The organism is Actinomadura rifamycini DSM 43936 (assembly GCF_000425065.1).
Lineage (GTDB): Bacteria > Actinomycetota > Actinomycetes > Streptosporangiales > Streptosporangiaceae > Spirillospora > Spirillospora rifamycini.
This window is the reverse complement of record NZ_AULB01000037.1, coordinates 56,479-78,687: the sequence shown is the minus strand read 5'-3', so window position 1 is coordinate 78,687 and position 22,209 is coordinate 56,479. Positions and strand designations below refer to the sequence as shown.

General features: G+C 73.9%; 20 protein-coding genes and 1 pseudogene. 9 read left to right on the top strand and 12 right to left on the bottom strand.

Annotated features, from left to right (window positions below):
• On the top strand, nt 1-1,080 hold a 1,080-nt coding region (locus tag H505_RS0129795), incomplete at its 5' end, for a tetratricopeptide repeat protein (protein ID WP_026404896.1).
• Here the strand turns inward: H505_RS0129795 and H505_RS0129790 are convergent.
• Nucleotides 1,046-3,736, bottom strand: coding sequence for a hypothetical protein (locus H505_RS0129790; protein ID WP_026404895.1), 2,691 nt, complete (start codon nt 3,734-3,736; stop codon nt 1,046-1,048). The two genes, H505_RS0129795 and H505_RS0129790, sit on opposite strands and share 35 nt — an antisense overlap.
• A 57-nt stretch (nt 3,737-3,793) precedes the next feature.
• Between H505_RS0129790 and H505_RS0129785 the strand changes: the two genes are divergently transcribed.
• Complete coding sequence (locus H505_RS0129785) at nt 3,794-4,849, top strand: trypsin-like peptidase domain-containing protein (RefSeq protein WP_026404894.1); 1,056 nt, start codon at nt 3,794-3,796, stop codon at nt 4,847-4,849.
• Between the two features lie 7 nt (nt 4,850-4,856).
• Nucleotides 4,857-5,603: a zinc metalloprotease gene (locus H505_RS48595; RefSeq protein WP_084550974.1), complete on the top strand. Its 747-nt coding sequence runs from the start codon at nt 4,857-4,859 to the stop codon at nt 5,601-5,603.
• Here the strand turns inward: H505_RS48595 and H505_RS0129775 are convergent.
• Nucleotides 5,600-7,966 carry a beta-glucosidase gene (locus tag H505_RS0129775; RefSeq protein ID WP_026404893.1) on the bottom strand — a complete coding sequence of 789 codons (2,367 nt, stop codon included), beginning with the start codon at nt 7,964-7,966 and terminating at the stop codon, nt 5,600-5,602. The two genes, H505_RS48595 and H505_RS0129775, sit on opposite strands and share 4 nt — an antisense overlap.
• Nucleotides 7,967-8,080: 114 nt before the next feature.
• Between H505_RS0129775 and H505_RS0129770 the strand changes: the two genes are divergently transcribed.
• The 3 genes from H505_RS0129770 to H505_RS0129760 all read left to right on the top strand — a co-directional run bounded on the left by H505_RS0129770 (nt 8,081) and on the right by H505_RS0129760 (nt 10,671).
• On the top strand, nt 8,081-8,662 hold the full coding sequence (locus tag H505_RS0129770; RefSeq protein WP_034520468.1) for a TetR/AcrR family transcriptional regulator: 582 nt from the start codon (nt 8,081-8,083) through the stop codon (nt 8,660-8,662).
• Between the two features lie 129 nt (nt 8,663-8,791).
• On the top strand, nt 8,792-9,646 hold the full coding sequence (locus tag H505_RS0129765; protein WP_157433181.1) for a hypothetical protein: 855 nt from the start codon (nt 8,792-8,794) through the stop codon (nt 9,644-9,646).
• Nucleotides 9,643-10,671 (top strand): hypothetical protein, encoded by a 1,029-nt coding sequence (locus H505_RS0129760; RefSeq protein ID WP_026404890.1) that lies wholly within the window; start codon nt 9,643-9,645, stop codon nt 10,669-10,671. The genes H505_RS0129765 and H505_RS0129760 overlap by 4 nt, the downstream gene beginning before the upstream one ends.
• Before the next feature lie 23 nt (nt 10,672-10,694).
• Here H505_RS0129760 and H505_RS0129755 read toward each other — a convergent pair whose 3' ends face one another.
• Nucleotides 10,695-11,123: a MarR family winged helix-turn-helix transcriptional regulator gene (locus H505_RS0129755; RefSeq protein WP_026404889.1), complete on the bottom strand. Its 429-nt coding sequence runs from the start codon at nt 11,121-11,123 to the stop codon at nt 10,695-10,697.
• A gap of 111 nt (nt 11,124-11,234) precedes the next feature.
• On the opposite strand from H505_RS0129755, the gene H505_RS45140 reads away from it, so the two are divergent.
• Nucleotides 11,235-12,041, top strand: a complete 807-nt coding sequence (locus tag H505_RS45140; RefSeq protein ID WP_034520465.1) for an MBL fold metallo-hydrolase — start codon at nt 11,235-11,237, stop codon at nt 12,039-12,041.
• A gap of 96 nt (nt 12,042-12,137) precedes the next feature.
• The gene (locus tag H505_RS0129745; RefSeq protein WP_245592658.1) at nt 12,138-12,968 is read left to right on the top strand and encodes an SDR family NAD(P)-dependent oxidoreductase; all 831 of its coding nucleotides are present in this window, start codon (nt 12,138-12,140) and stop codon (nt 12,966-12,968) included.
• Nucleotides 12,969-13,011: 43 nt separating this feature from the next.
• On the opposite strand, the gene H505_RS0129740 is transcribed toward H505_RS0129745, so the two are convergent.
• The 3 genes from H505_RS0129740 to H505_RS0129730 form a co-directional block, all read right to left on the bottom strand.
• Nucleotides 13,012-14,502, bottom strand: coding sequence for a DHA2 family efflux MFS transporter permease subunit (locus H505_RS0129740; protein WP_026404887.1), 1,491 nt, complete (start codon nt 14,500-14,502; stop codon nt 13,012-13,014).
• Between the two features lies 1 nt (nt 14,503).
• Nucleotides 14,504-15,076 carry an NADPH-dependent FMN reductase gene (locus H505_RS0129735; protein ID WP_026404886.1) on the bottom strand — a complete coding sequence of 191 codons (573 nt, stop codon included), beginning with the start codon at nt 15,074-15,076 and terminating at the stop codon, nt 14,504-14,506.
• Between the two features lie 152 nt (nt 15,077-15,228).
• On the bottom strand, nt 15,229-15,927 hold the full coding sequence (locus tag H505_RS0129730) for a TetR/AcrR family transcriptional regulator C-terminal domain-containing protein (RefSeq protein WP_026404885.1): 699 nt from the start codon (nt 15,925-15,927) through the stop codon (nt 15,229-15,231).
• A gap of 84 nt (nt 15,928-16,011) precedes the next feature.
• Here H505_RS0129730 and H505_RS0129725 point away from each other — a divergent pair, with 84 nt between their 5' ends.
• Nucleotides 16,012-17,226 carry a hypothetical protein gene (locus H505_RS0129725; RefSeq protein ID WP_026404884.1) on the top strand — a complete coding sequence of 405 codons (1,215 nt, stop codon included), beginning with the start codon at nt 16,012-16,014 and terminating at the stop codon, nt 17,224-17,226.
• A 57-nt stretch (nt 17,227-17,283) separates the two neighbouring features.
• Here the strand turns inward: H505_RS0129725 and H505_RS52075 are convergent, their stop codons facing one another.
• From H505_RS52075 to H505_RS45135, 6 genes and pseudogenes are all read right to left on the bottom strand, one after another.
• Entirely contained in the window at nt 17,284-17,904 is a 621-nt protein-coding gene (locus tag H505_RS52075) for a GNAT family N-acetyltransferase (RefSeq protein ID WP_233617423.1), read from the bottom strand.
• Between the two features lie 174 nt (nt 17,905-18,078).
• Nucleotides 18,079-18,642: pseudogene (locus H505_RS52070) on the bottom strand (class I SAM-dependent methyltransferase); the annotation flags it as partial.
• 81 nt (nt 18,643-18,723) lie between these two features.
• Nucleotides 18,724-19,959, bottom strand: a complete 1,236-nt coding sequence (locus tag H505_RS0129715; protein ID WP_026404882.1) for an RNA polymerase sigma factor — start codon at nt 19,957-19,959, stop codon at nt 18,724-18,726.
• Between the two features lies 1 nt (nt 19,960).
• Nucleotides 19,961-20,317, bottom strand: coding sequence for a YciI family protein (locus tag H505_RS0129710; protein ID WP_026404881.1), 357 nt, complete (start codon nt 20,315-20,317; stop codon nt 19,961-19,963).
• An 87-nt stretch (nt 20,318-20,404) separates the two neighbouring features.
• On the bottom strand, nt 20,405-21,130 hold the full coding sequence (locus tag H505_RS0129705; RefSeq protein WP_026404880.1) for a hypothetical protein: 726 nt from the start codon (nt 21,128-21,130) through the stop codon (nt 20,405-20,407).
• The gene (locus tag H505_RS45135; protein WP_245592657.1) at nt 21,127-21,822 is read right to left on the bottom strand and encodes an RNA polymerase sigma factor; all 696 of its coding nucleotides are present in this window, start codon (nt 21,820-21,822) and stop codon (nt 21,127-21,129) included. Before H505_RS45135 ends, H505_RS0129705 begins: the two co-directional genes overlap by 4 nt.
• Between the last annotated feature and the right edge of the window lie 387 nt (nt 21,823-22,209).

Here is a 22,209-nt window from a genome sequence, read left to right as displayed (position 1 = left end):
GGTCTGGCCGGTGTGCTCAAGGCGGCGAACCGGTTGGAAGAGGCCGAGGCGGTCTATCGGGAGAGCCTCAGCATTTTCCCGGGGAACAACACCGTTCGTAATGGTCTGGCCGGTGTGCTCAAGGCGGCGAACCGGTTGGAAGAGGCCGAGGCAATGTATCGGGAGAGCCTCACCCGCCATCGCGGGGATGCGTTCGCTCGTAGCGGTCTGGCGGGGGTTCTCAAGGCCACCGGACGATCGGCTGAGGCGGCGACGGTGTACCGAGAGCAAGACGACGTCTCTTCACCATCCGAGCCGGACGTTGGAGCAGGGTCTGCCGAGCCCGAGCCCGAGCCAACGGCGGACAGGGTGGCGGAAGAGGACGCGACCGCGCTTCCCCCCAAGCCCGCCGAACCGTCGCTGCGCACTCTTATCAGGAGAGCCGTCAATCTCCGGGGCGGGGAGCGCCGACGACGGCTGGAGGAAGTGCTCCGGGTCGCCGAGGCCAGACTGGCCGGTTCGCCCACGGACGGCGCGGCCCTGTACGCGAAGCTCGAAGCTCTGCTCGCGCTGGAACGCGTTGATGAAGTGGAATCCTTGCTCGCCGTCCTTCCTCCCTACCTTTCGAGGCGTCCGGAGTTCCTCGCCATGAAGGGACGGGCGGCGCTGGCGAGGCTGAATGCGCAGGAGCCCACCGTGTTCTCCGACTCGGTGGTCGACTCGGTCGTCGAGCCGTGGGAGGCGGCAAGTCGTATCGCCAGGGAGTTGCGCCACGTTCCGGCTCTGCAGAAGCTGCGGGTCGGGACGGCCATGTTCGACGGAGCCGATCTCAAGCAGTTCCGTGACGCGGCCACCCAGGATTTGAGCGCGACGATGCTCTACGGGCAGAAAAGCGCCCCGAGCAAGAACCCGTCGCGTCAGGACACGCTGGCGTCGTGGTCGTTGGACTGCATCCGCAACGCTCTGGATTACGATTCGGCGGCGGGCACCGACCAGTCTTTCGAGGAGTTGGCCGGTCTGTTGAAGGAGCGGTCGGACTTCTTCGACTCGCTGGAGGACGAACTGGTCAGCGCGGTACGCCATCTCTTCGCCCCGCGGTGATCTGCGGGGGCGCCGTCCAGGCGGCGCTGGTGCCTCCTCCGGGGGCGATGCCATATCTGCGCAGTCGCTCGGCTTCGGTTCGGCGGCCCGTGTCCGACAGCAGCTGCTCCAGATCGGTCATGGCGTTCGGTACGCCGCACTCGATCGCTCGGCGCAGCGAGCGCTCGCACTCGTCCCTTCGACCGGGGAGGCCCAGCAGTTCCCGTACCGCGAGGATGCTTCCCTGTTCTGCGGAGTGCTCCAGCCATGAGCGGGCCTCGCCCGTCCGGCCGGAGCGGACGAATCGCTGCACGCGTTCGCGCAGGGAGTCGGCGTCGCCCGCTTCCGCGGCGCGACGGAGCCAGTCGTCGATGACCTCGGCCCGCGTCGCGCGCAGGGCCAGCATGCGCATCGCGGCCGGACGTCCGGACTCCGCGAGGCGGCGGAGGCAGTCATCGGCTTCGTCCCGCCGCCCGGCTCGATCGAGGCGCATCACCAGCAGCGTCAGGCTGTGGTCGTCCCCCGCGGCCATCCCGCGGTAAAGCAAGGCTTCGGCCTCGCCCTCGCGGTCGGTGTCATCCAGCAGGGCGACAAGGCGCAGGACGGCCAAGGCGTTGCCCATGGCGGCCCGAGCGGCCAAGTAGTCTTCGAGTTCGGTGAGGCGCTCTTCTCGCCTGAGGGCGTCCGCCAGGGGGAGGCTCGTCTCGGCGCCGCCGACGTCACACGCCAGTTCCAGCGCCTCGTCAGTGCGGCCCGCTCTGACCAGGCGATCGATCAGCACGGGCGACGCCTTGCCGTCCAGCGACGCGCGCAGGTGGCGGTCGGCCTCATCGCCGCGGCCGGACCGATCGAGGAGCAGGACGAGGTGTTCGAGGGCGGGACGGTCGCCCGATCTGGCGCCGATCTTGAGCCATCTCTCGACGCCGGGCTCGTCCTTGTCTTCATGCAGGATCTGGATGAGCCTGTGCCGTGCTTCGTGATCGCCGCTCCGGGCGCCCTCCAGCCAGAGTTCTTTGAGCAGGGCGAAGTCGCCGGCCTCGGCGTACTGCGCGGCCGCATGGACGCGAGCGGTGGCGTCGCCGGCCGCGGCCGCCCGGCGCCAGACGCCGTCGGCTTCGTCGCTCTCTCCGCGCCGGGCGAGCCATTCCGCGTAGCAGCGCAGTACCCGGGGGTCGCCCGCGTCGGCCGAGGCCGCGAGCATCTCGCCTGCCTCGTCCGCGAAACCCGCTCGTTCCAGCCAGGGAGCGAGCAGGACCGTGGCGGCGTCGCGGCCTCCGGCGGCGAGCGGAGCCGCGAGGTGCGCCGCGTGGCGGTGAAGTCCGCGCCGGTGAGCCTCGCGCGCGATCCGGAGGGCGTCCTCCGCTGGGAGCGTGTGTTGCAGGAGCCGGTCCCATACCCCGGGAGGGACGACGGCTCCCTGGCGGCTCGATCTTCCGTACTGCTCCACGGACGTGTGCAGGACGTAGCCGTCGTGGGGCGTGCCGGGGAGCCGTTCGAGTGGGCTGACGCCGTGGACCGGGCGCAGCGCCGCCAGCAGACCCTGCCGGAACCAGTCCGCGTGCGGCTTCGCCGCGGTGTACTCCTCGGCGGCGGCGGCCAGCAGGTCTTCGCGGAGGGGCGACGCCACCCCGAGGCGCCGGAGATCGATCGCGGTCGTGATGACGGTCTGCTCGGACGTTCCGGAGGGGCCGACCGGTGACGTGTAGCGCTCGATGAGCGCCGTCATTCCGGTGAGCGCCTGGACGATCCCGCCCGCGGCGCCCGCGCTCGTGCAGGCGAGGGTCAGCCGGGGATCGTCCAGGTCGGGCCTGCACCACGCGTCGCGTTCGGAGACCGGGACCGTGCTCGGCACGGTGAGCACATGCGCGCTTCGCAGGAGGGCGCGGAGATGGACGTGCTCTTCCGGTGCTTCCTCGGTCCATGCCTTGAGGTCTTCCGGGGAGGCGGTGCCGATGATCGTGACCGGCGTGGCATTCGCCTCGGTCAGCAGGCGCCGCAGCAGAGACGCCACCTCCTCGTTGCCGCCGAGGTACAGCTCCAGTCGGTCCAGCCAGAGGACGGTCTCCGGTGCGATGTCCCGCGCGTCGATCGTCTCGATGAGGTGGGCCGCGTCGACGGGGTGCACCAGCGTCCAGTCGGACAGGTGGTTCCGTGCCGCCTCGAGAGCGGCGCGGGTCTTGCCCGTCGCCGGGTCCCCGACCATAACGATCATGACTCCGCGGTTCTGCCGCAGGACATCGCGCAGGAGTCCGTCGTGGTGACGCTCGATGTAAGAGGTCAGCGGGGGGACGGGCGGACCGACCACCGTGATCGGGCGATGGACGCCGAGTTGGAAGGGGTCGCAATCGGCTGGTCGGGCCCCTTGCGCCGACGCAGAAGAATTCTGCGACGCGTCGAGAAAGGTGAGGAACCGTTCGCGGTAAGCCGCCCTGGTCGGATCGTTCGCGGCCTCTTCGACGAGCCGGCGGAGCTTCCCCTGCCCGGCGGCCTCGCCCAGGATGAAGAACCAGCCGTTTTTCATCCCCTCTGTCCAGGAGAGACCGGAGGGATCCATCCCTGCGCCGGAGATGAGGATCTTTGAATCCGTCACCTCCGAATACGCTTCGGTCAGCGTCGACCAGAGGTCTTTGGCTTCCTTGGTGTCGAGATGAAAAGAGCGCCGATCAAGCAAGCCCATGGCCGATACAATACCCCGCACGGGTGTGTTCCGGCAGAGCGGAGAAAGATCACTCCGATGACTTACCTTGATGACGTACCTCAGAACTGGACGCGGCCCGAGTATTCCGCTCTGCGGGATGTTCTCGTCCATGCGTACCCGCGGCGCGCGGATGCCGCCGCTCTGGCGGAGGCGGCCGGTCTCGTTCCCGGAACATTTCCCGAGCGCGACGACATGCGGACGACGTGGACGGCGCTGATCCGCGTGCTCGGCGACCAGGGCAGGCTCGCGGCCCTGGTGGAGAACGCCATGCGGGATCCGGCGAGGGCCGCCTACAAGGAGCGGCTGGGCGAACTGCTTTCCGGTGCCCCGGTGCTTGCTCCACCCCAAAAGGCGTCCGGCGACGGCGACTGGTGGCGCGGCGCCGACCGGACGGCCGGAGCCGAGGCCCGGCTGCGCCGCGAGCGCCTGATGCATCCGCGCAGCCGGCTGATGGAGGTCGAACTCGCGGCGGAAGTGGTGAGCGCGGCGCGGAGCGTCGCGAGGCTGTCGCTGCGGTTCGGTGACGAGCGCGGGCACGGAACCGGGTTCCTGATCGCCGCCGGCCTGCTGCTCACCAATTTCCATAACGTGGTCCACGAGAAATTCGGGCCGGCGACGTCGGTCGTCGCGGAGTTCGACCACGATCAAGGGAAGCACGAGACGCCCTTGGTGCGCCGGGTGAACGTGGAACCGTGCCTTTCCAGTCCGGACGGCGATTGGGCGGTCCTGATGCTGGAGTCGCCGGTCGATCGCGTGCCGTTGAGACTCGGGACGCCGTTCGACATCGGCGTGGACGACCTCGTCGTCATCATCCAGCACCCGCACGGAGCGTTCAAGCAGTTCGCTCTCGAGCCCTTGGCGATCCGTTACGTGGACGAACTCAGAATCCAGTACGTGGCGGACACCCAGCAGGGCTCCTCGGGTTCGCCGGTTTTCAACGAGAAGATGCACGTGATAGCGCTGCATCAGGCCGAGGCGCCCACCGCCGCGGTCGATGGTTCCGGAAGGCTCTGGTACAACCAGGGCCGCCGGATCGAGCCGATAATGCAAGAGCTGGCGAGCCGGAACATCCAGTTCGGCCCGGACGTCTAGGAGAATCGTGAGCAACCCCCACGGCTTGTGCGTCGACGTCTACCCGCCCGGCGAAAGCTACGTCCCCCCGGAAGCCGATGACGTGCAGGAACGCACGGTCGATTCTCGCAATGAGCTCGCCGTCGCGAGGATGCGGAAATGGCAGGCGGGGCAGGAGTTGCGGATCGGCTTCCTCGATGGCGGTCCGGGAGTCCGGCGGAGGATCCAGCAGCATGCGGAGAAGTGGCTGGAGTTCGCTAACGTGAAATTCAGCTTCGGCAACTTCGCCAGGGCGGAGATTCGTATCTCCTGCCAGGGGAACGGCTACTGGTCGTACGTGGGGACGGACGCACTCCGGGTGCCTCCTGGTGAACCGACGATGGTGCTGGACGGCTTCGACGACGCGACCGACGAAAGCGAACTGCGGCGCGTGGTGCTGCACGAGTTCGGCCATGCCCTCGGCTGCGTGCACGAGCAGGCCAGTCCCGCAGTGCAGATCCCGTGGGACGTCGACAAGGTCTACGACCACTACCGGCGCTGGCAGGGCTGGGACCGGTCGACGACCTTCGCGAACGTGCTCCGCCGGTATTCCGGCGGCGACGTCGAGCACAGTTCGTACGACCCCGACTCGATCATGCAGTACCCGGTTCCGGCCGAGCTGACGCTCGGCGGTTTCAGCATCGGCTGGAACCGGGACCTGTCCGCCGGTGACCGCGCGTTCATCGCCGAGATGTATCCCGGCCGCGTCCCGCAGGGGACCCCTCCGGTCGCCTAGAAGGCGAGGGGGGTGCTCAGCCGGAGGTCGTCGAGGGAGCGGCCGGTGTCGAGGCGGTACGCGCCGGGGACGAGCGCCCAGCCGCCGTCCGTCCAGGTCTCGGCGGCGCGGCGCGGGATCGGGACGGCGACGGTGGCGTCCGCGCCGGGGCCGGCTTCGGCGACGGCGAAGCCGGCGAGGCGGCGGGCGGGACGGTCCGGGCCCGGTTCGGCGGGCGCGAGGTAGACCTGCACGACCTCGCGTCCGGGCCGGTCGCCGGTGTTGCGGACGCGCACGGTCAGCTCGCCGTCCCCGTCCCCCGTCTCCGCGTAGGACGCCTCCTCGTACGACCAGGTGGTGTAGCCGAGGCCGGACCCGAAGGCGAACGCGGGCTTCGTCCCGGCCCGGTCCCAGGCGGCGTAGCCGACGAAGACGCCCTCGTCGTAGCGCAGGACGCCGCCGGCCGGGGTGACGTCGGCGACGGGGCAGTCGGCGAGTTCGGCGGGCCAGGTGGTGGGCAGCCGGCCGCCGGGTTCGCGGTCGCCGAGCAGGACGTCGGCGAGCGCGTGCCCGCCCTCCTGCCCGGGGAACCAGGTCAGCAGCAGCGCCGCGACGCCGTCGCGCCACGGCAGCTCGACCGGCGAGCCCGCGTTGACCACGGCGACGGTGCGAGGGTTGGCGGCGGCGACGCGCGCGACCAGCTCGTCCTGGCGGCCGGGGAGGCGCAGCGACGTGCGGTCGAAGCCCTCGCTCTCGACCTCGGCGGACGTGCCCACGACGACCACGGCGACGTCGGCGGCCGCGGCGGCGGCGACGGCCCGCTCCATCAGCTCGTCCGCCGGGGCGGTCGGCTCCCGGTGCGCGAGGGTGAAGCTCACGGCGGGGAACGGACCCCGCGGCCCGTCCAGCGTGTGGGTGAGGCGGACGGCGACCTCGCGGCCCGCGTCCAGCTCGACGGGGACGGTGCGGGGCGGCGGGAACAGGAACGCGGCGAAGACGTCGTCGCTGTCCGGCTCGATCTCGGCGTCGAGCACGACCTCGCCGTCCACCTCGAGCCGGAACGCGCCGAGGCCCTGCACCTCGAACCGGTGCGTCCCGCTCTCCTCCGGGACGAACGCGCCGTCGACCGTCACCGTGTGCAGGCCGGCGAAGTCGATCCCCGCGGGGAGCCGTCCGATCCAGCGCAGCTCGCCGTCCGCCAGCGGGACCTCGCCGAGGAGCGCGCCGCCCGCGTCCCGGGCCCGGGCGCGCAGCGGGAACCGCGCGGCGGGCAGCCGGACGCTCGGGTCGGCGCCGCGCTCGTACACGGTGTCGAGCCCGGCGGCGGTGAGGCCGTCGAGCGGGGAGACGACGTGCGCGGGGAACACCTGGGCGCTGCCGCCGCCCATCACGCGGGCGTCGGTGGCGAGCCCGCCGATCAGCGCGATCCGGGCGTCCCGGGCGAGGGGCAGGATCCCGTCGTTGCGCAGCAGCGTGAACGAGCGGGCGGCGATCTCGCGGGCGAGGGCCGGCCCGTCGATCTCCTCGTCCGGGACGGACGGCCGGGCGCCGCCGGGGGCCGCGCCGGTGCGGCGCGCGAGGTCGAGCACCCGGCGGACGTGCGCGTCCACGACCTCCTCGGGGACTTCGCCGTCGCGGACGGCGCGGGCGAGCGCGGGCCCGTAGACGGTGTCGGGGCCGGGCATCGCGACGTCGAGCCCGCCGCGCGCCGCGCCGACCGTGTCGCGGGCGCCGAACCAGTCGGAGACGACGAAGCCGTCGAAGCCCCACTCGTCGCGCAGGACCCGGTCGAGCAGCAGGCCGTTCTCGCTCATCGCCGTGCCGTTGACCTTGTTGTAGGAGGCCATGACGCCCCAGGGCGCGGCCTCCCGGACGACGATCTCGAACGGCCGCAGGTACAGCTCGCGGAGGGCCCGCTCCGACACGACGACGTCCGCGGTCATCCGCTCGGTCTCGAAGTCGTTGGCGACGAAGTGCTTCACGGTGACGGCGACGCCGCCGCCCTGCACGCCGCGCACGTACCCGGCGGCGAGGAGGCCGCTGAGCAGCGGGTCTTCGGAGAAGCACTCGAAGTGGCGGCCGCCGAGCGGGGACCGCTGGAGGTTGACGGTCGGCGCGAGCAGCACGTGGACGCCCTTGCGCCGCGCCTCCTGCGCCAGCAGCGCCCCGGCGCGCCGCAGCAGGGCGGTGTCCCAGGTGGCGGCGAGCGCGGTCGGGCTGGGCAGCGCGACGGACGGGTCGGTGGCCGACCACTCGACGCCGCGGACGCCGATCGGCCCGTCGGACATCACGATCGGCGCCAGGCCGAGCGCGGGGACGGCGGGCAGCGTCCACATGTCCTTGCCCGCGAGCAGGCGGGCCTTGGCGTCCAGGTCCAGGTTCATCGGCGGTGTACCTCCGGTGGAAGGGCGGGTGGCGCCACGGTAGACCGCGCTACCGAGTGATCGGTAGGTGATGTTACTTGCTTGTTATAAATTGCCGGGTCTATTCTGAGCGCCATGCCCCGCAACCGTCGCGAAGAGATCCTTCTCGCCGCCCTGGACGTCTTCGGCGAGCGCGGTTACACGGGCGCCTCGATCGCCGCCGTCGCGGAGCGCGTCGGCCTGTCGCAGCAGGGCGTCCTGCACTACTTCCCCAGCAAGGAACGGCTTCTCGCCGAGGTCCTGCGGCTGCGGGACGAGCGCGGACTGGACGTCATCGCGCTCGGCGGCTCCGGCGGGACGATCACCCTCGACACGATCTCGGCGATCATCGAGTACAACCGGGAGCGGCGCGGGATCGTGCAGTCGTTCACGGTGCTGTCCGCCGAGAGCGTCCTCGACGACCATCCGGCGGCGGACTTCTTCCGCGACCGCTACGGCGCGGCCCGGGGGTGGATGGCCGACCTCGTCCGCGCCGAGTGCGGCCCCGACCTGCCCGGCGGCGTCACCCCCGAGCAGGCGGCGCCGCTGCTCCTCGCGGTCATGGACGGGCTGCAGCAGCAGTGGCTGCTGGCCCCCGACGACATCGACATGCCGGGCCTCTTCCGCGCCTTCCTGGCGCTGCTCCGCGCGAACGTCCGGACGTCCGCCGGGGACTGACCGGGCCGAGCCGGCGGCATCCGCCCGATCTCCGCCCGATCTCCGCATCGATCGCGCCCTGTGAGGGTTTCGGACACCCGGGGTTACTCGCCATAATCACTCCGGACCGGACCAGGCGGGGAGATCCAGATGAGTGCGGAGAAGTTGCTGAGGCCGGTGGTGGATCCGTCCCTGCCGCCCGGCGATCGGGACATGCTGGCGGAGAGCGCGGACGGGCTGACCGCGGCGGGCGACGAACCGCCGAAGTCCGGCGGGCGCACCTCCGCCGACCGGTGGTGGGCGCTCGGCGTCGCCACCGCGTGCGGGTTCGCGCCGGCCGCGACGCTGCCGTGGCTGCTCGGCGGGATCGGGGCGCTGCTCGGCGTCCTGGCGCAGGTCGGGACGGCGCTGCTGTGGTGGCGGTTCGGGTTCGGCGCGTTCCTCGGCGGCGGGACCGCCCTGCAGGTCGTGTCGTGGCTCGTGCTGTACGCGTGCTGCGGCGACGGCGAGCGGGAGCGGCTCGGCCGCGTCCACCACGGCCGGTACTTCCTGACCGACGACCTCGGCGGGGCCGTGCCGGACGTCGTGCGGGCGCAGCGCGCCGCCGAGACCGTCCTGGCCTCGGGCCTTCACAAGGCGGGACTGCTGGACGGCGACGGCGTCGACGTCCGGGCGATCGAGTGGGAGATCGCGGTCGGCTGCCGGGAGGTGACCGTGGAGAAGCGGGCGCTGCGCAGGCTCGCCAAGGAGAACCGGGGCGACGACGCCCTGCGGCTGGCGCTCAAACCGCGCTGGCGCGAAGTCAACGAGGCGCGCAATCGGATGAGGGAGCGGGTGGCGGCGCTGAACGCCTACGGGAGCACGGTCCAGGCCGCCGACCACGTCTACTGGGCGCTGCAGAAGGGCGCGGGCACCGACGAGCAGCTCCAGGAGCGGCTGGCGGAGGTCCGGGAGGCCGGGGCGGCGCTGGCCGCCGCCCCCGCGGGTGGGGAGGCGCGCAAGTGAGCGCGATGTCGCCCCGCGCGCAGCGGATCAGCAAGAACCTCCCCGAGTGGGTGGTCGTCGTGGGCGTGTGCCTCCTCCTGAGCCAGGGCATCGCGGCGATCGTGTGGGCGTCGAACACGATCGGCGACCCCAAGAAGGTCACGTATCTGGTGACCGGCGAGAGCTCCGACGCGATGCTGACCTACTACACGCCGGACACCATCGAGAGGGACACCGTCGCCGGGACGCTGCTGCCGTTCCGGATGGACTTCCAGGCGGACGGCGACGAGTACCTGCGGATCGCCGCGCGGAACGACGAGGACGGCACCCCCGGCGCGCTCACCTGCACGATCATGGTGGACGGCAGGATCGTCGAGCAGGACCGGGCGAGCGGGACGAGCGAGGCATCGTGCAGCGGCACGGCGAAGCGGCTGCGGCCGATCGCCGGCGCGAAGCTGCCGCCGCTGACCGGGGCGGTCGCCCCGGAGGTGCGGCGGCTGGAGAAGACGGTCGAGATGAAGCGCTACCCGGGGGCCGGGGCGCGGGTCGTCGGGCGGGTCACCGACCCCGAGGCGCGGCTGTCGTACGCGGAGCTGGGACGGCCGTGGGAGCCGTTCAGCACCGAGCCGTACGGCCCGTACACGGGGAGCCAGAAGTTCGAGACCGAGGCCGAGTGGCAGGCGATGCTCGGGTCGCGGGTCGTGGACGACGGCGTCATGGGCTCCTACAGCGGCCCGAACCGGCTGCGGGACGTCGCCGCGGCGATCCAGGACGCCCGCCAGTTCGACAACTTCCGCGACGGGACGACCGGGCGGGACGTCGCGTCCCAGCCGTTCGAGGTGAGCGGCCGTCCGGCGTGGGTGCTGGTGCGCGAGCTGCACTTCCGGCAGCCGGACCTGCGGGCGACGATGGACCTGTCGGTGGTCGTGGTCGTCGACACCGGCCAGGTGCGCCCGTCCAGCGTGTGGATCGACATCCCGAACACGCACCAGCGGTACTGGTCGGACGTCAACAAGATCGTCCGTTCGCTGCAGGTCGTCTCCTGACCCGTTCCCGGGGGTTCCGGGCGTCAGGCGCGGCCGGTCGCGCGCAGGAGGAGTTCGCGGAGCGTCCGCTGCTCCTCCTGCGTGAGCCGGGTGACCGGCGAGTTCTCCGTGAGCATCGCGAGCAGCCGCGCGCGGACGTCCGTCCCGTGCGGCGTCAGCGCGAGGATCTTGGCGCGGCGGTCGGTGGGGTGGGGTCGGCGCTCGACGAGCCCGAGCCGTTCCAGCCGGTCGACGATGAACGTCGCGTTGGACGGCTCGCAGCTCATCCGGTCGGCGAGGTCGCGCATGGTCATGGGGCCGGCCAGCTCGCGCAGCGCGGTCGCCTGCGGGGCGGTCAGGTCGAGGTTGACCGCGCGCTCGCGGACGTGCACTTCGAGCTGCGTCGCGAGGCCCTTGACCAGCCCGCAGATCTCCTGCTCGGCCACGGCGTGCGGTTCCGCGTGCGCTTCCACCCGGCCAGTGTACGCACCCGACAAAGGTTGCAGCTTTAATAGTTTCAGTTGTAACGTCCTGGCGTGCCGGGGCCGCGGCGTGCGGCCCCCCGATCACCGTGGAGGCATGCCATGGGCAGGTGGAACACCGAAGCCGGAATCCGCACCGTCGAGATCGGCGAGCTGCGCGCCAGCTACGTCCCCGACGGCGTCGGGTGGCTGCGCTCGCGCGGCTGGTTCCCCGACACGACCGACGCCGACTGGACGCGCCACCAGGACGTCCTCGGCCCCTCGGGCGGCCTCGCGGCGAGCATGGGCGGCCTCCTCGTCGAGCGCGGCGACCGCGCCCTGCTGATCGACGCGGGCATCGGACCCGTCCGGCAGCCCGACGACCCCGCGAACCCGCACGTCGGCGCGATCCGCGGCGGCGCCCTCCTCGACGGCCTCGCCGCGCTCGGGCGCACCCCCGACCGGATCGAGGCCGTCGCCTACACCCACCTGCACCCCGACCACATCGGCTGGTCCGACCGGTTCGCCCGCCACCTCGTCGCCGCGCCCGAATGGGAGCACCGCGACGGCGAACTCGACGCCGTCGCCGACCGCGTCGAGACCGTCGCCGACGGCGACGAGATCTTCCCCGGCGTCCGCGTCCTCGCCACCCCCGGCCACACCCCCGGCCACACCGCCTACGTCCTGGAGTCGGGCGGCGCGCGGCTCCTCGCCCTCGGCGACTCCTTCCACTCGCCCGTCCAGATCGAGCACCCCGGCTGGAGGGTCGCCGTCGACGCCGACCCGGAGCAGGCCGCCGCGCTGCGCCGCCGCCTCGCGGACGAACTCGGCGACGGCCGCACCCTCGCGTTCGGCATCCACTTCGCGGACGTCCAGTTCGGCCGCGTCCACGAGACCGCGGGCACCCCCACCTGGCACCCCGAGCACTGACGCCGGACTCGAAAAGGTCTCGGCGGTGTTCGTGTCCGGGTGCAACCGGACGTCCGGTCGCGGGGTTCGTTCAGATGCCGCACGCCCGGAGGGGGCGTGCGCACCGACGATTGGACCCTCATGGATCTGCAGCTCACCGGCCGCGTCGCGCTCGTCACGGGCGCGTCGAAGGGGATCGGGCTCGCCGTCGTCCGGACCCTGCTGGACGAGGGCGCCCGCGTCGCCGCCGTCTCCCGGAAGTCCGGTGCGGACCTCGACGCGCTCGCCGGCCCGAACCTCCTGCACGTCCCGGCCGACCTCACGGACCCGGCCGCCCCGGCCGAGGCCGTCCGCCGGACGGTCGAGGAGTTCGGCGGGCTGGACGTGCTGGTGAACAACGCGGGCGGCCCGCCGCCCGGGGCGTCGCTGCCGCGGTTCGGGTTCCTCACCCCGTCGGACGACGACTGGCACGCGATGTTCGAGTTCAACCTGTTCGCGCTCGTCCGGACGGTGCGGGCGGCGATCCCGCACCTGCTGGACTCCGAGGCGGCGGCGATCGTGAACGTGTCGTCGGGGAACGCGCGGCGGCCGGGGCCGATGAACTTCGACTACAACGCCGCGAAGGCCGCCGTGAACAACCTGGCGAAGGGGCTGTCGGAGGAGTACGGGCCGCAGGGCATCCGGGTGAACACCGTGTCGCCGGGCCCGGTCCGGACCGCGTGGTGGACGGAGGAGGGCGGGGCCGCCGACATCCTGGCGGGCGCGACCGGCGCCGACCGCGACGCGATCCTCGACGGCGGCGCCGCCGAGATGATGAACCTGGTCACCGGACGCCTCGTCGACCCGCAGGAGGTCGCGGACGCCGTCGCCCTGCTGGCCTCGCCCCGGTCGGCGAGCACGGCGGGCGCCGAGCTCGCCGTCGACGGCGGGTTCCTCAAGGAGATCTGACCGCCGCGCCGCCCCCGGCCGCGCCGGCCGGGGGCGTCCGGGGTCACTCCCGGTCCGCGGGGCGGCGGCGCGGGAGGAGCAGGGCGGGGACGAGCGCCAGCGCGATCAGCGCGACCGCGAACAGGTAGGTGTGCTGGAAGGCGCCGGCGAGCGGCCCGGCGAGCGCCGCGCGGGCGCCCGCGTCCAGCCCGTGGACGGCTTGGAGCGCGCCGCCCTCGTCCGCCGCGGGCACGAGGTCGTCCATCCGCGTCGCGAGGACGACCGACGCGAGCGCCGTCCCGATCGCCCCGGCGGTCGTGTTGACCAGGTTGACGGTGGTGCTCGCGGCGGGGGCCTGCTCGTGCGACATGCCGCGCGTCGCCGCCGTGATCGCGGGCATCATGGTGGCGCCGCCGCCCGCGCCCATCACCACCATCGTGGCGCACAGCGCCCAGTAGGGCGCGTCCGCGTCGAGCTGCAGGGCGAACAGCGCGAACCCGGTGAGTCCGGTCGCGACCGACACCGGGACGAGCCGGCCCGGCGGCACCCGGTCGGCGATCCGGCCCGCGATCTGCATCGCGACGCCGGAGCCGAGCGCGAACGGGATGCCGAGCGCCCCCGCGACCGTCGCCGACTCGCCCCGCACCACCTGGAGGTAGAGGGGGAGCAGCAGCATCGACCCGAAGTAGCCGGTGGCGAACAGCGTCAGCGTCGCGGTCGCGGTCGCGAACGTCCGGTCGCGGAACGGGCGCAGGTCGATCAGCGGGTGCGCGGCGGTCCGCGCCCGCACCACGAACCCCGCGACGAGCGCCGCGCCCGCCAGCAGCGGCACCAGGACGGCCGGTGCCGCGACGTCGCCGCGCTCGCCGCCGCTCGTCACGCCGTACAGCAGCGCCGCGAGGCCCGGGGAGAGCAGCAGCAGGCCGACGGCGTCGAGCGGGCGCCGCTCCCCGGGGGCGTCCCGGGGGAACAGCCGCGCGGCGAGCAGCACCACCGCGACCGTGATCGGCGCGTTGACGAAGAACATCCACCGCCACGACACCTCGTCGATGAGCCAGCCGCCGAGGACGGGCCCCGCGAGCGGCCCGACGAGGATGGCGAGGCCCATCGTGCTCATCGCCCTGCCCAGCTCGTCGCGGCTCGCGCTGCGCAGCAGGATCGTCATGCCGACGGGCATCACGAGGCCGCCGCTGATCCCCTGCAGCACCCGGAACGCGATCAGCGACTCGATGTTCCAGGCGAGCCCGGCCAGCACGGACGTGCCGCCGAACGCGGCGATCGCGACGAGGTACAGCCGCCGGGCACCGAACCGGCCGACGGCCCACGCGGTCGTCGGCATGACGGCGCCGAGCGCCAGCGAGTACCCCGTCGCGACCCACTGGATGGTGGCGAGCGGGGCGGTGAACTCCTGCGACAGCCGGCTGACGGCGACGTTCACCACCGTCATGTCCAGGCTGATCATGATCGAGCCGAGGACGAGCACCAGCGCGATCGTCATCGGCCCGGGGGCCGTCCCGGTCGCGGGGACGGCCCTGGGGGCGGTCGTGGTCGCCATCTCATCCCCCGTACGGCCGGACCGCGCGGGCGTCGCGCAGCGCGTGCCCCCACCAGGCGAGCTGGTCGAGCATGACCTTCGCGGCGCCCGCGGCCCCTTCGGCGTCGACCGGCCGGCCGTCCTCGTCGAACCAGTTCCACGGGCCGTGGAAGCTCACCGTGTCGCGCACCGTCACGGCGTGCAGTTCGGCGAAGACGCCGCGCAGGTGCTCGACGGCGAGCTTGCCGCCGGTGAGCCCGCCGTACGACACGAACCCGACGGGCTTCGCGCGCCACTCGTGGAAGTGGTGGTCGATCATGTTCTTCAGGGTGCCGGGGTAGCTGTGGTTGTACTCGCAGGTCACGACGGTGTACGCGTCGGCGGCGGCGAGCACCTCGGTCGCGCGGGCGAAGCCGTCGGACGGGGGCGTGCCGAGCGACGACGGCGGTTCGGCGGCCGCGACGTCGAGCACGTCCACGACCAGGTCGTCGCGCTGCCGGGCCTGCTCGGCGAACCAGCCGCCGACCGTGGGCCCGAACCGGCCCTCCCGGGTGCTGCCGATGACGATCGCGAGGCGGAGCGGCGTGTCGGTCATCTTCTCTCCTTGAGCGGGGCGCTGCGTGATGTCCTCGAAGCTACGGAGACCCGCCATGGCCGGGAATCCGTCAGATGACTGGGCCGGACGACCGGCCCGCACCCCACTCTGAGACCTCAACATTGATTGAGGTCAAGGTCCCGCGCGTGCGCTCAGCCGCGCGTGCGCGCCGCGATCCCGTCGAGCACGATGTCGAGGCCCCGCCGGAACCCCGCGTCGAAGTCGGCGTCCTCCGGCCGGGAGTGCTCCGCCAGCACCGGGTACGCGTCCGCCCGCGCGGCGAGGTACTCGGACGTGCCGCGGCGCAGGTCCGCCTCGTCCGCCGGGTCGCGCATCCGCGCGCGCCACATGTTCTCCGTGACGGCGAACCCCGTGACGTAACTCGACACCGCGCTCGCCGCCGCCGTCAGCTCGTCCCCGGCGAGCCCGGCCCCCGCGAGGATCCCGAACACCCGCTCGGACCCCGCGAGCGCGTTCGGCCCGAGCAGCGGCCGCGTCCCGACCAGCGCCGGGACCCACGGGTGCGCGCGCATCACCCGCCTGCTCCGCTCCACGTGCCGGACGAGCGCGCCCCGCCACGCCCCGGCGTCCGGGCCGGAGCCGCCCGCGCCCGGGTCGATCTCGCCCAGGACGGCGTCGAGGGCGAGGTCGAGCACGTCCTCCTTCGCCGCCACGTACTCGTACAGCGACATCGTCCCGGCGTCCAGCCGGGCGGCGAGGCGCCGCATCGAGAAGCCGTCCACGCCCTCGGCGTCGAGGAGCCCGACGGCCGCCGCGACGATCCGCTCCAGCGACAGCCGCGGCCGGCGGGGGCGCGGCTCGCCGCGCAGCCACACCGGGCGATCCGGCATCGGCGCCCCTTCCGTGCGGTGTACGGAAAACCGTACACGTAGCTTGGCCGCGTCTCCCCGCCCGTACGCCCGGAAGGACCCCCCATGCAAGAGGACGAATGGCAAGAGGACGAATGGCAGCACGCCTACGCGGCCCTGGCCCTCCGCCTCGACCGCCTGGTGCGGGACACCTGGAGCGGCACCCTGCTCATCTACCGGGGCCCCGCCGAGTGGAGCGCCGCCGTCGACCGGGAGGAGCCGCCGCCCCCCGCCCGCCTCGCGGACGACGCCGACCGGCTCCTGGACGGCCTCCCGTTCGGCGACCGGGCCCGCGCCGGCTACCTCGCCGCGCACGTCCGGGCCCTGCGGGCCGTCGCCCGCCGCCTCGCCGGGGACCGGACGCCGCTGCCCGAGTACGCCCGCGCATGCCTCGGCGTCGACGCGTCCCCGGTGCCCGAGTCGTCCTTCGCGGAGGCGCACGACCTGCTGGACGCGGCGCTGCCCGCCCGGCCCGGGAGCCTCGCCGACCGCCTGCACGCCTGGCGGGCCGCGCACGCGCTGCCGCCCGACCGGATGCACCTGCTGCCCGGACTCGTGCTGCGGGCCGACGCCGAATGCCGCGCCCGCACCGCCGCGCTCGTCCCGCTGCCGCCCGAGGAGGTCGACTGCCGGCTCGCGTCGGGCGTCCGCTACCGGGCCGCCGGGCACCACGACGGCGGGCCGCGGTCGACGATCTTCGTGAACCGCGACCTGCCGTTCAACCTCGCGGACCTGCTCTACGTCGTCGCCCACGAGGGCCACCCGGGGCACATCGCCGAGTCGCTGCTGAAGGAGGTCCACCTCATCGGCGGCGGCCGGCCCGAGCAGCGCGTCCGGTTCATGATCGCGCCGTCGTTCGTCGTCAGCGAGGGCCTCGGGCTGCACGCCCAGGAGGTGGTCTTCCCCGGCGGGGCGGCGCAGGCGTGGCTGGAGGAGCACGTCCTCGCGGCCCTCGGAATCCGGCCCGACGGCAGCGACTTCGCCGCCGTCCACCGCGCGGTGAACCTGCTGTGGGGCGCGTGGGCGAACGCGGCCCTCCTCGCCGACGAGGGACGCCCGGACGCGGAGACCGCCGCCTACCTGTCCCGATGGGCCCTGCTCGACGACGCCGAGACGGCCGCGCTCGTCCCGTCCCTGCACGCGCCCGCGATGGGCGTCTACGTCCTCGGCTACCACCACGGCCACCGGATCCTGGACGGCGTGCTCACCGGTCCCGACCGGCGCGACCGCCTCCGCCGCCTCCTCACCGAGCAGGTGCTGCCCGGAACCGTCGCGGGCTGAGCCCCGGGCGGCGGGCCGTTTCCGGTCCGCCGCCCGGGGCCGCTCAGCTCGGCGCCGTCACACACCGAACGGCGGCGCGTACGCGATGACGCCGGCCGGCACCGGACGGGACGCGTCCAGCGCGAGCGCCATCATCGCCTCGTCCGGCACCTCGAACGGGGCGCGGATCCCGAAGCCCGACGCGGGCTCGAAGCCGAACCGGGGGTAGTACTCGGGATGCCCGAGCACCAGCACCAGGTTCTCGCCCCGCGCCCGCGCCGCCTCCAGCCCCGCCCGGACGGCGGCCGCGCCGGCGCCCGTCCGCTGCAGGTCCGGCCGCACCGCGACCGGCCCGAGCGCCAGCGCGGGCTCCCCGCCGACGCGGCACCGCGTCAGCAGCGAGTACCCGGCCAGGCGGCCGTCCGGCGTCTCGGCGACCAGCGACAGCCCGGGGATCCACGCCGGGTCGGCGCGCAGCGCGTCCACCAGGTCGGCCTCCTCCGGCGTGGGGAACGCCGCGAGCAGGACCTCCCGGATGCCCGCCGTGTCGGCGGGCGCCTCCGCGCGGATCGTCCAGGCGGGCGCCCCGGCGGGCTCGCCGGGGACGGGCCGCAGGACGTACCCGGCGTACCGGTAGTCGCCGCCGTGCGCCCTGCGCAGCGCGATCTCCTCCCGGGCGGCCGCCGCCGCCTCGGCCATGCCGGGCCGGTCCGGATCGGCGGCCGCGAGCCGCTCCTCCAGCGGCGTGTAGTACTCGTCCCACCAGTCGGCGTCCGGCAGCGGCAGGTGCGCGACGACCTCGTACCCGGCGGCCCGCGCCGCAGCGGCGTTCTCCGCCGGGGTGCGGACCGGGTACACCCGGTCCCAGAAGGCGCGGGCCTCCTCCGACGGCGACGCGGTGGCCCATTCGATCTCGGTGAGGACCAGGACGCCGCCCGGCGCGAGCAGCCGCCGCCACCCGCGCAGCCCGGCGTCCAGGCCGATGTTGTAGACCGCGCCCTCGCTCCAGACCAGGTCGTAGGTCCGGTCGGGGAACGGGAGCCGGTCCATGGAGCAGCGCATCGCGCGGATCCGGTCGTGCAGGCCGCGCCGCCGCGCGGCGGCGAGCAGCTCCGCGAGGAACGGCTCGTGCAGGTCGACGGCGTCGACCCGCGCGCCCGCCTCCGCCGCCAGCAGCAGCGCGGACCGGCCGGGGCCGCTGCCCGCGTCGAGCGCGCGCGGCGCGTCCGGCAGCGGACCGGCCAGGGCCAGCAGCCGGCGGGTGGTGGCGTCGGAACCGGGGCCCTGCCTGGGCAGCCCGTGATGCAAGGCGAACGCCGCCTCGATGATGTGGTGCGAAGACAACTGGAAAACCTCGAAAGGAAAGGGGGCCGGGCGGCCTGCGTCAGGCCGCGGCCCGGGAAGTGAGGACGACTCGGAAGCCGCGCACGGCGGCACGCACGACGGTCATCGACTCACCTCCTCCTTTCGCCGGGCCCGACGCTAGCAGGACCGTCCGGGCCCGCGCCTCCCCCTTTTTCAGCCGGACGCCTCCACCGCGCCGAGCAGGCGGCGGATCAGCGCGCGTTCGGCGTCGGTCTCGCACAGGCCGAGGGCCTCCCGGTACGCGGCGGCGGCCTCCGGGAGGCGGCCCAGGCGGCGGAGCAGGTCGGCGCGGGCCGCCGCGTACGGGTGGTAGCCGCGCAGCCGCGGCTCCCCGGCCAGCCCGTCCAGCAGCGCCAGCCCCTCCGCCGGGCCGTCCCGCATCGCCACCGCCGCCGCCCGGTTCAGCGCGACCACCGGCGACGGCGTCAGCGCGAGCAGGACGTCGTACAGCGCGACGATCTGCGGCCAGTCGGTCGACGCGACGTCCGGGGCCTCGTCGTGCAGCGCGGCGATCGCCGCCTGCACCCCGTAGGGGCCGGGCGGCCCGCCGGTCAGCGCGGCCTCCGCCAGGCCGCGGCCCTCCTCGATCAGCGCGCGGTCCCAGCGGGAGCGGTCCTGCTCGTCCAGCAGGAGCAGGCCGCCGTCGGCGCCGACCCGCGCGTCCCGCCGCGCGTGCGTGAGCAGGACGAGCGCGAGCAGCCCCGCGGTCTCGCGCTCGTCCGGCAGCAGCCGCCGCAGGATGCGGGCCAGCCGCACCGCCTCCGCCGCGAGGTCGTACCGGGCGGCGGCGTACCCCTCGGTGTAGATCGAGTAGACGACCTGGAGGACGCCCGGGAGCCGCGCGGGCAGCTCGTCCGGGCCGGGGACGCGGAACGGGATGCGGGCCTCGCGGATCCGGTGCTTCGCCCGGACGATCCGCTTCGCCATCGTCGCCGTCGGGACGAGGAACGCCCGCGCGACCTCGGGGGTCGTGAAGCCCGCGAGGCAGCGCAGGGTGAGCGCCGTCCGGTCCTCGGCGGCCAGCGCCGGGTGCGCGCAGGTGAAGAACAGCCGGAGCCGCTCGTCGGGGAGCCCGCCGTCCGGGGCCGGCGGCGGAGCGGGCGCGGCCCGCTCCGCCTCGACCTGCATGACCGCGAGCCGCGCCGCGTACGCCTGGTCCCGCCGCAGCCGGTCCACGGCCTTGCGGCGCGCCGTCGTCATCAGCCACGCGCCCGGGCTCGGCGGCACCCCGTGCACCGGCCAGTGGACGAGCGCCGCCTCGATCGCCTCCGACGTGACCTCCTCGGCCAGGTCGAGGTCGCCGAACCGCCGGACGAGCGCGGCCAGCAGCAGGCCGCGCTCCTCCCGGAAGACCGCCTCCACCGAGGCCCGGGCGTCCGGTTCGGCCACGTCAGTACTCGTCGGTGACCGGACGGACGACGATGGAGCCGTCGCGGGCCCCGGGGCAGCGGGCGGCCCAGTCGAGGGCCGCGTCCAGGTCGGGGACGTCGATGACGTAGTACCCGCCGAGCACCTCGCGCGCCTCGGCGAACGGCCCGTCCGTGGTGATGACCCGCTCGCCGTCGGCGGTGACCCGCACCTTCGTGGCGGTGGTCATGTCGGCGAGGGCGTGCGAGGCGACGACGACGCCGGCGCCCTGGATCTGCTCGTCGAACTTCTGCCAGTCGGAGAACTCGCAGACGGCCTGCGCCTCCGCCTCCTCCGCGCTGTCCGCCGGACCCGCGTTGATCAGCAGCATGTACTTCATGGTGTTCGCTCCCGTGTCGTTGTTGCCCAACGTCTTATCTACGAACGGGACCTCGCCCCATGGACACCTTCCCCAAAACTTTTTTCGTCAGTTGCGGGAGTGGCTCGGCGCCCGGTCCTGCCGCCCGCCGCCGCTCTGGGCGGGCGGGCCCTGCCGGGGCTTGCCGCCCTGCGCCTCCTGCCCCCGCGGGTTCGCGTTCTCGGGCCGCCCCGTCGGCAGGTCCTTCGGACGGCCGGGCGAGGACGGCGCGGACGGCACGGACTGCTCGGGCCGGCCCGGCGTCGCGGACGGCCGCGCCGACGGCCGCGCGCTCGCCGACCGCCCGCCCTCGGGCGTCCGTCCGGCGGACCGCCGCGGCGTCGCCGGCGGGGACGTGCGCGCGTTCGGGCTCGACAGCGCGGGCGGGGCGGCCGGGTGCGGGTGCCGTCCGGGCATCGCCGGTTCGGTGCGCGCGGGCCTCGGCGCCGGCGACGGGTCGGCGCCCTCGTCCTGGCCGGGCAGGTTGCCGGTGCCGGCGGCGATCGCGGCGCCGCCGCACACGGCGATCGTCACGGCGACCAGCACGGCCTTGACCGTCACGAACCGGCGCAGGACGGGATGCCGCGGCCGTTCGGCGGCGGGCCGCGCCCGCACGGCGGCGGTGAACGCGGCCGCGGCGGCGTCCTCGCCGGCCGGATCGGCGGGACGGGCGGGCGCCGCGGCGGCGTCCAGGAGTTCGCGCAGTGCGGTGTGCTCACCGGCCGGGGCGGACCCGGACAAAAGGAGGTCGGCGGTCCGGCGGTTCGGCCGCCCGGACCTGCGGTCGTCGTTCATCTCACCCCTTCAGCGCCGGTACCGCCGCTTTTGTCACTCTGCAGGAGGGGGAGCGGTTCCGTGCGCGGGCGAGCGGGTGCGCCGGCCCCGGTGCCGGCCTCGGTGCCGGTGTCCGTGCCGGCGTCGGCGGCGAGCCGGTCGGCGAGCCGCCGCAGCCCCCGGTACGCGGCCGTCCGGACCGCCCCGGGGCGCTTGCCGACGACCTTGCCCGCCGTCTTGGCGTCCAGCCCCACCACCACCCGCAGCAGCACCGCCTCGGCCTGGTCGGGGGGCAGTTCGGCGATCAGCCGCAGCGCGTCCCGGGTGGCGAGGCCGTCCAGCGCGTCCGCCTCGGTGTCGCCGTCGGACGTCAGCGCGGCCAGGACGTCGTCGGACAGTTCGGTGGCGGGCCGCCGGGAGGTGCGGCGGAGCTGGTCGAGGGCGCGGTGCCGGGTGATCGTCGCGGTCCAGCCGCGGAAGCCGTCCAGGTCGCCGCGGAAGCCGGGCAGGTCGCGCGCGATCTGCAGCCACGCCTCGGACGTCACGTCCTCGGCGTCGGCGCCGACCATGGCGGCGGCGAACCGGAGCAGCCGGGGCTGCACGTCGCGGTACAGCAGCCGGAAGGAGGACTCGTCGCCGTCCTGAGCGGCGCGCAGGGCGCGGCTCAGCTCGGCGTCGCGCTCCGTGGGCACCGCCCGCGACTTCCTTGTCACCCGCAGCATTGTGCAGGTATTTCCCCTGCGCCGCCGGGCCTTCGGCGATCCGCCGGGACGGATCCGGGTGACCGGCCGGTCCCGGCGGCGCGGGAAAAGCCGGTGACCTCGCAGGACCAATCACGCGTAGACCGCCGGACGCCGGGAACAATCCGGGGTGTCCCGTCGGTTGTACGGGACAGCCGATGTGCCTGGTGTCCCCGGGCCTCACCTAACGCCTTCACGGAATACCGTTCGGCTGGAGCCGTGTTGCGCATTTCGCCGAGAGGCGACCCGCACATCGGCGCACGATCAGGGCCCCGCCGGGCCGCACCGCCCGGCCGGGGCCCTGGTCTTTACTTCCTGCGCCGCCCTCGGCGTCAGGCCGCCAGGCGGCCTTCCTTCAAC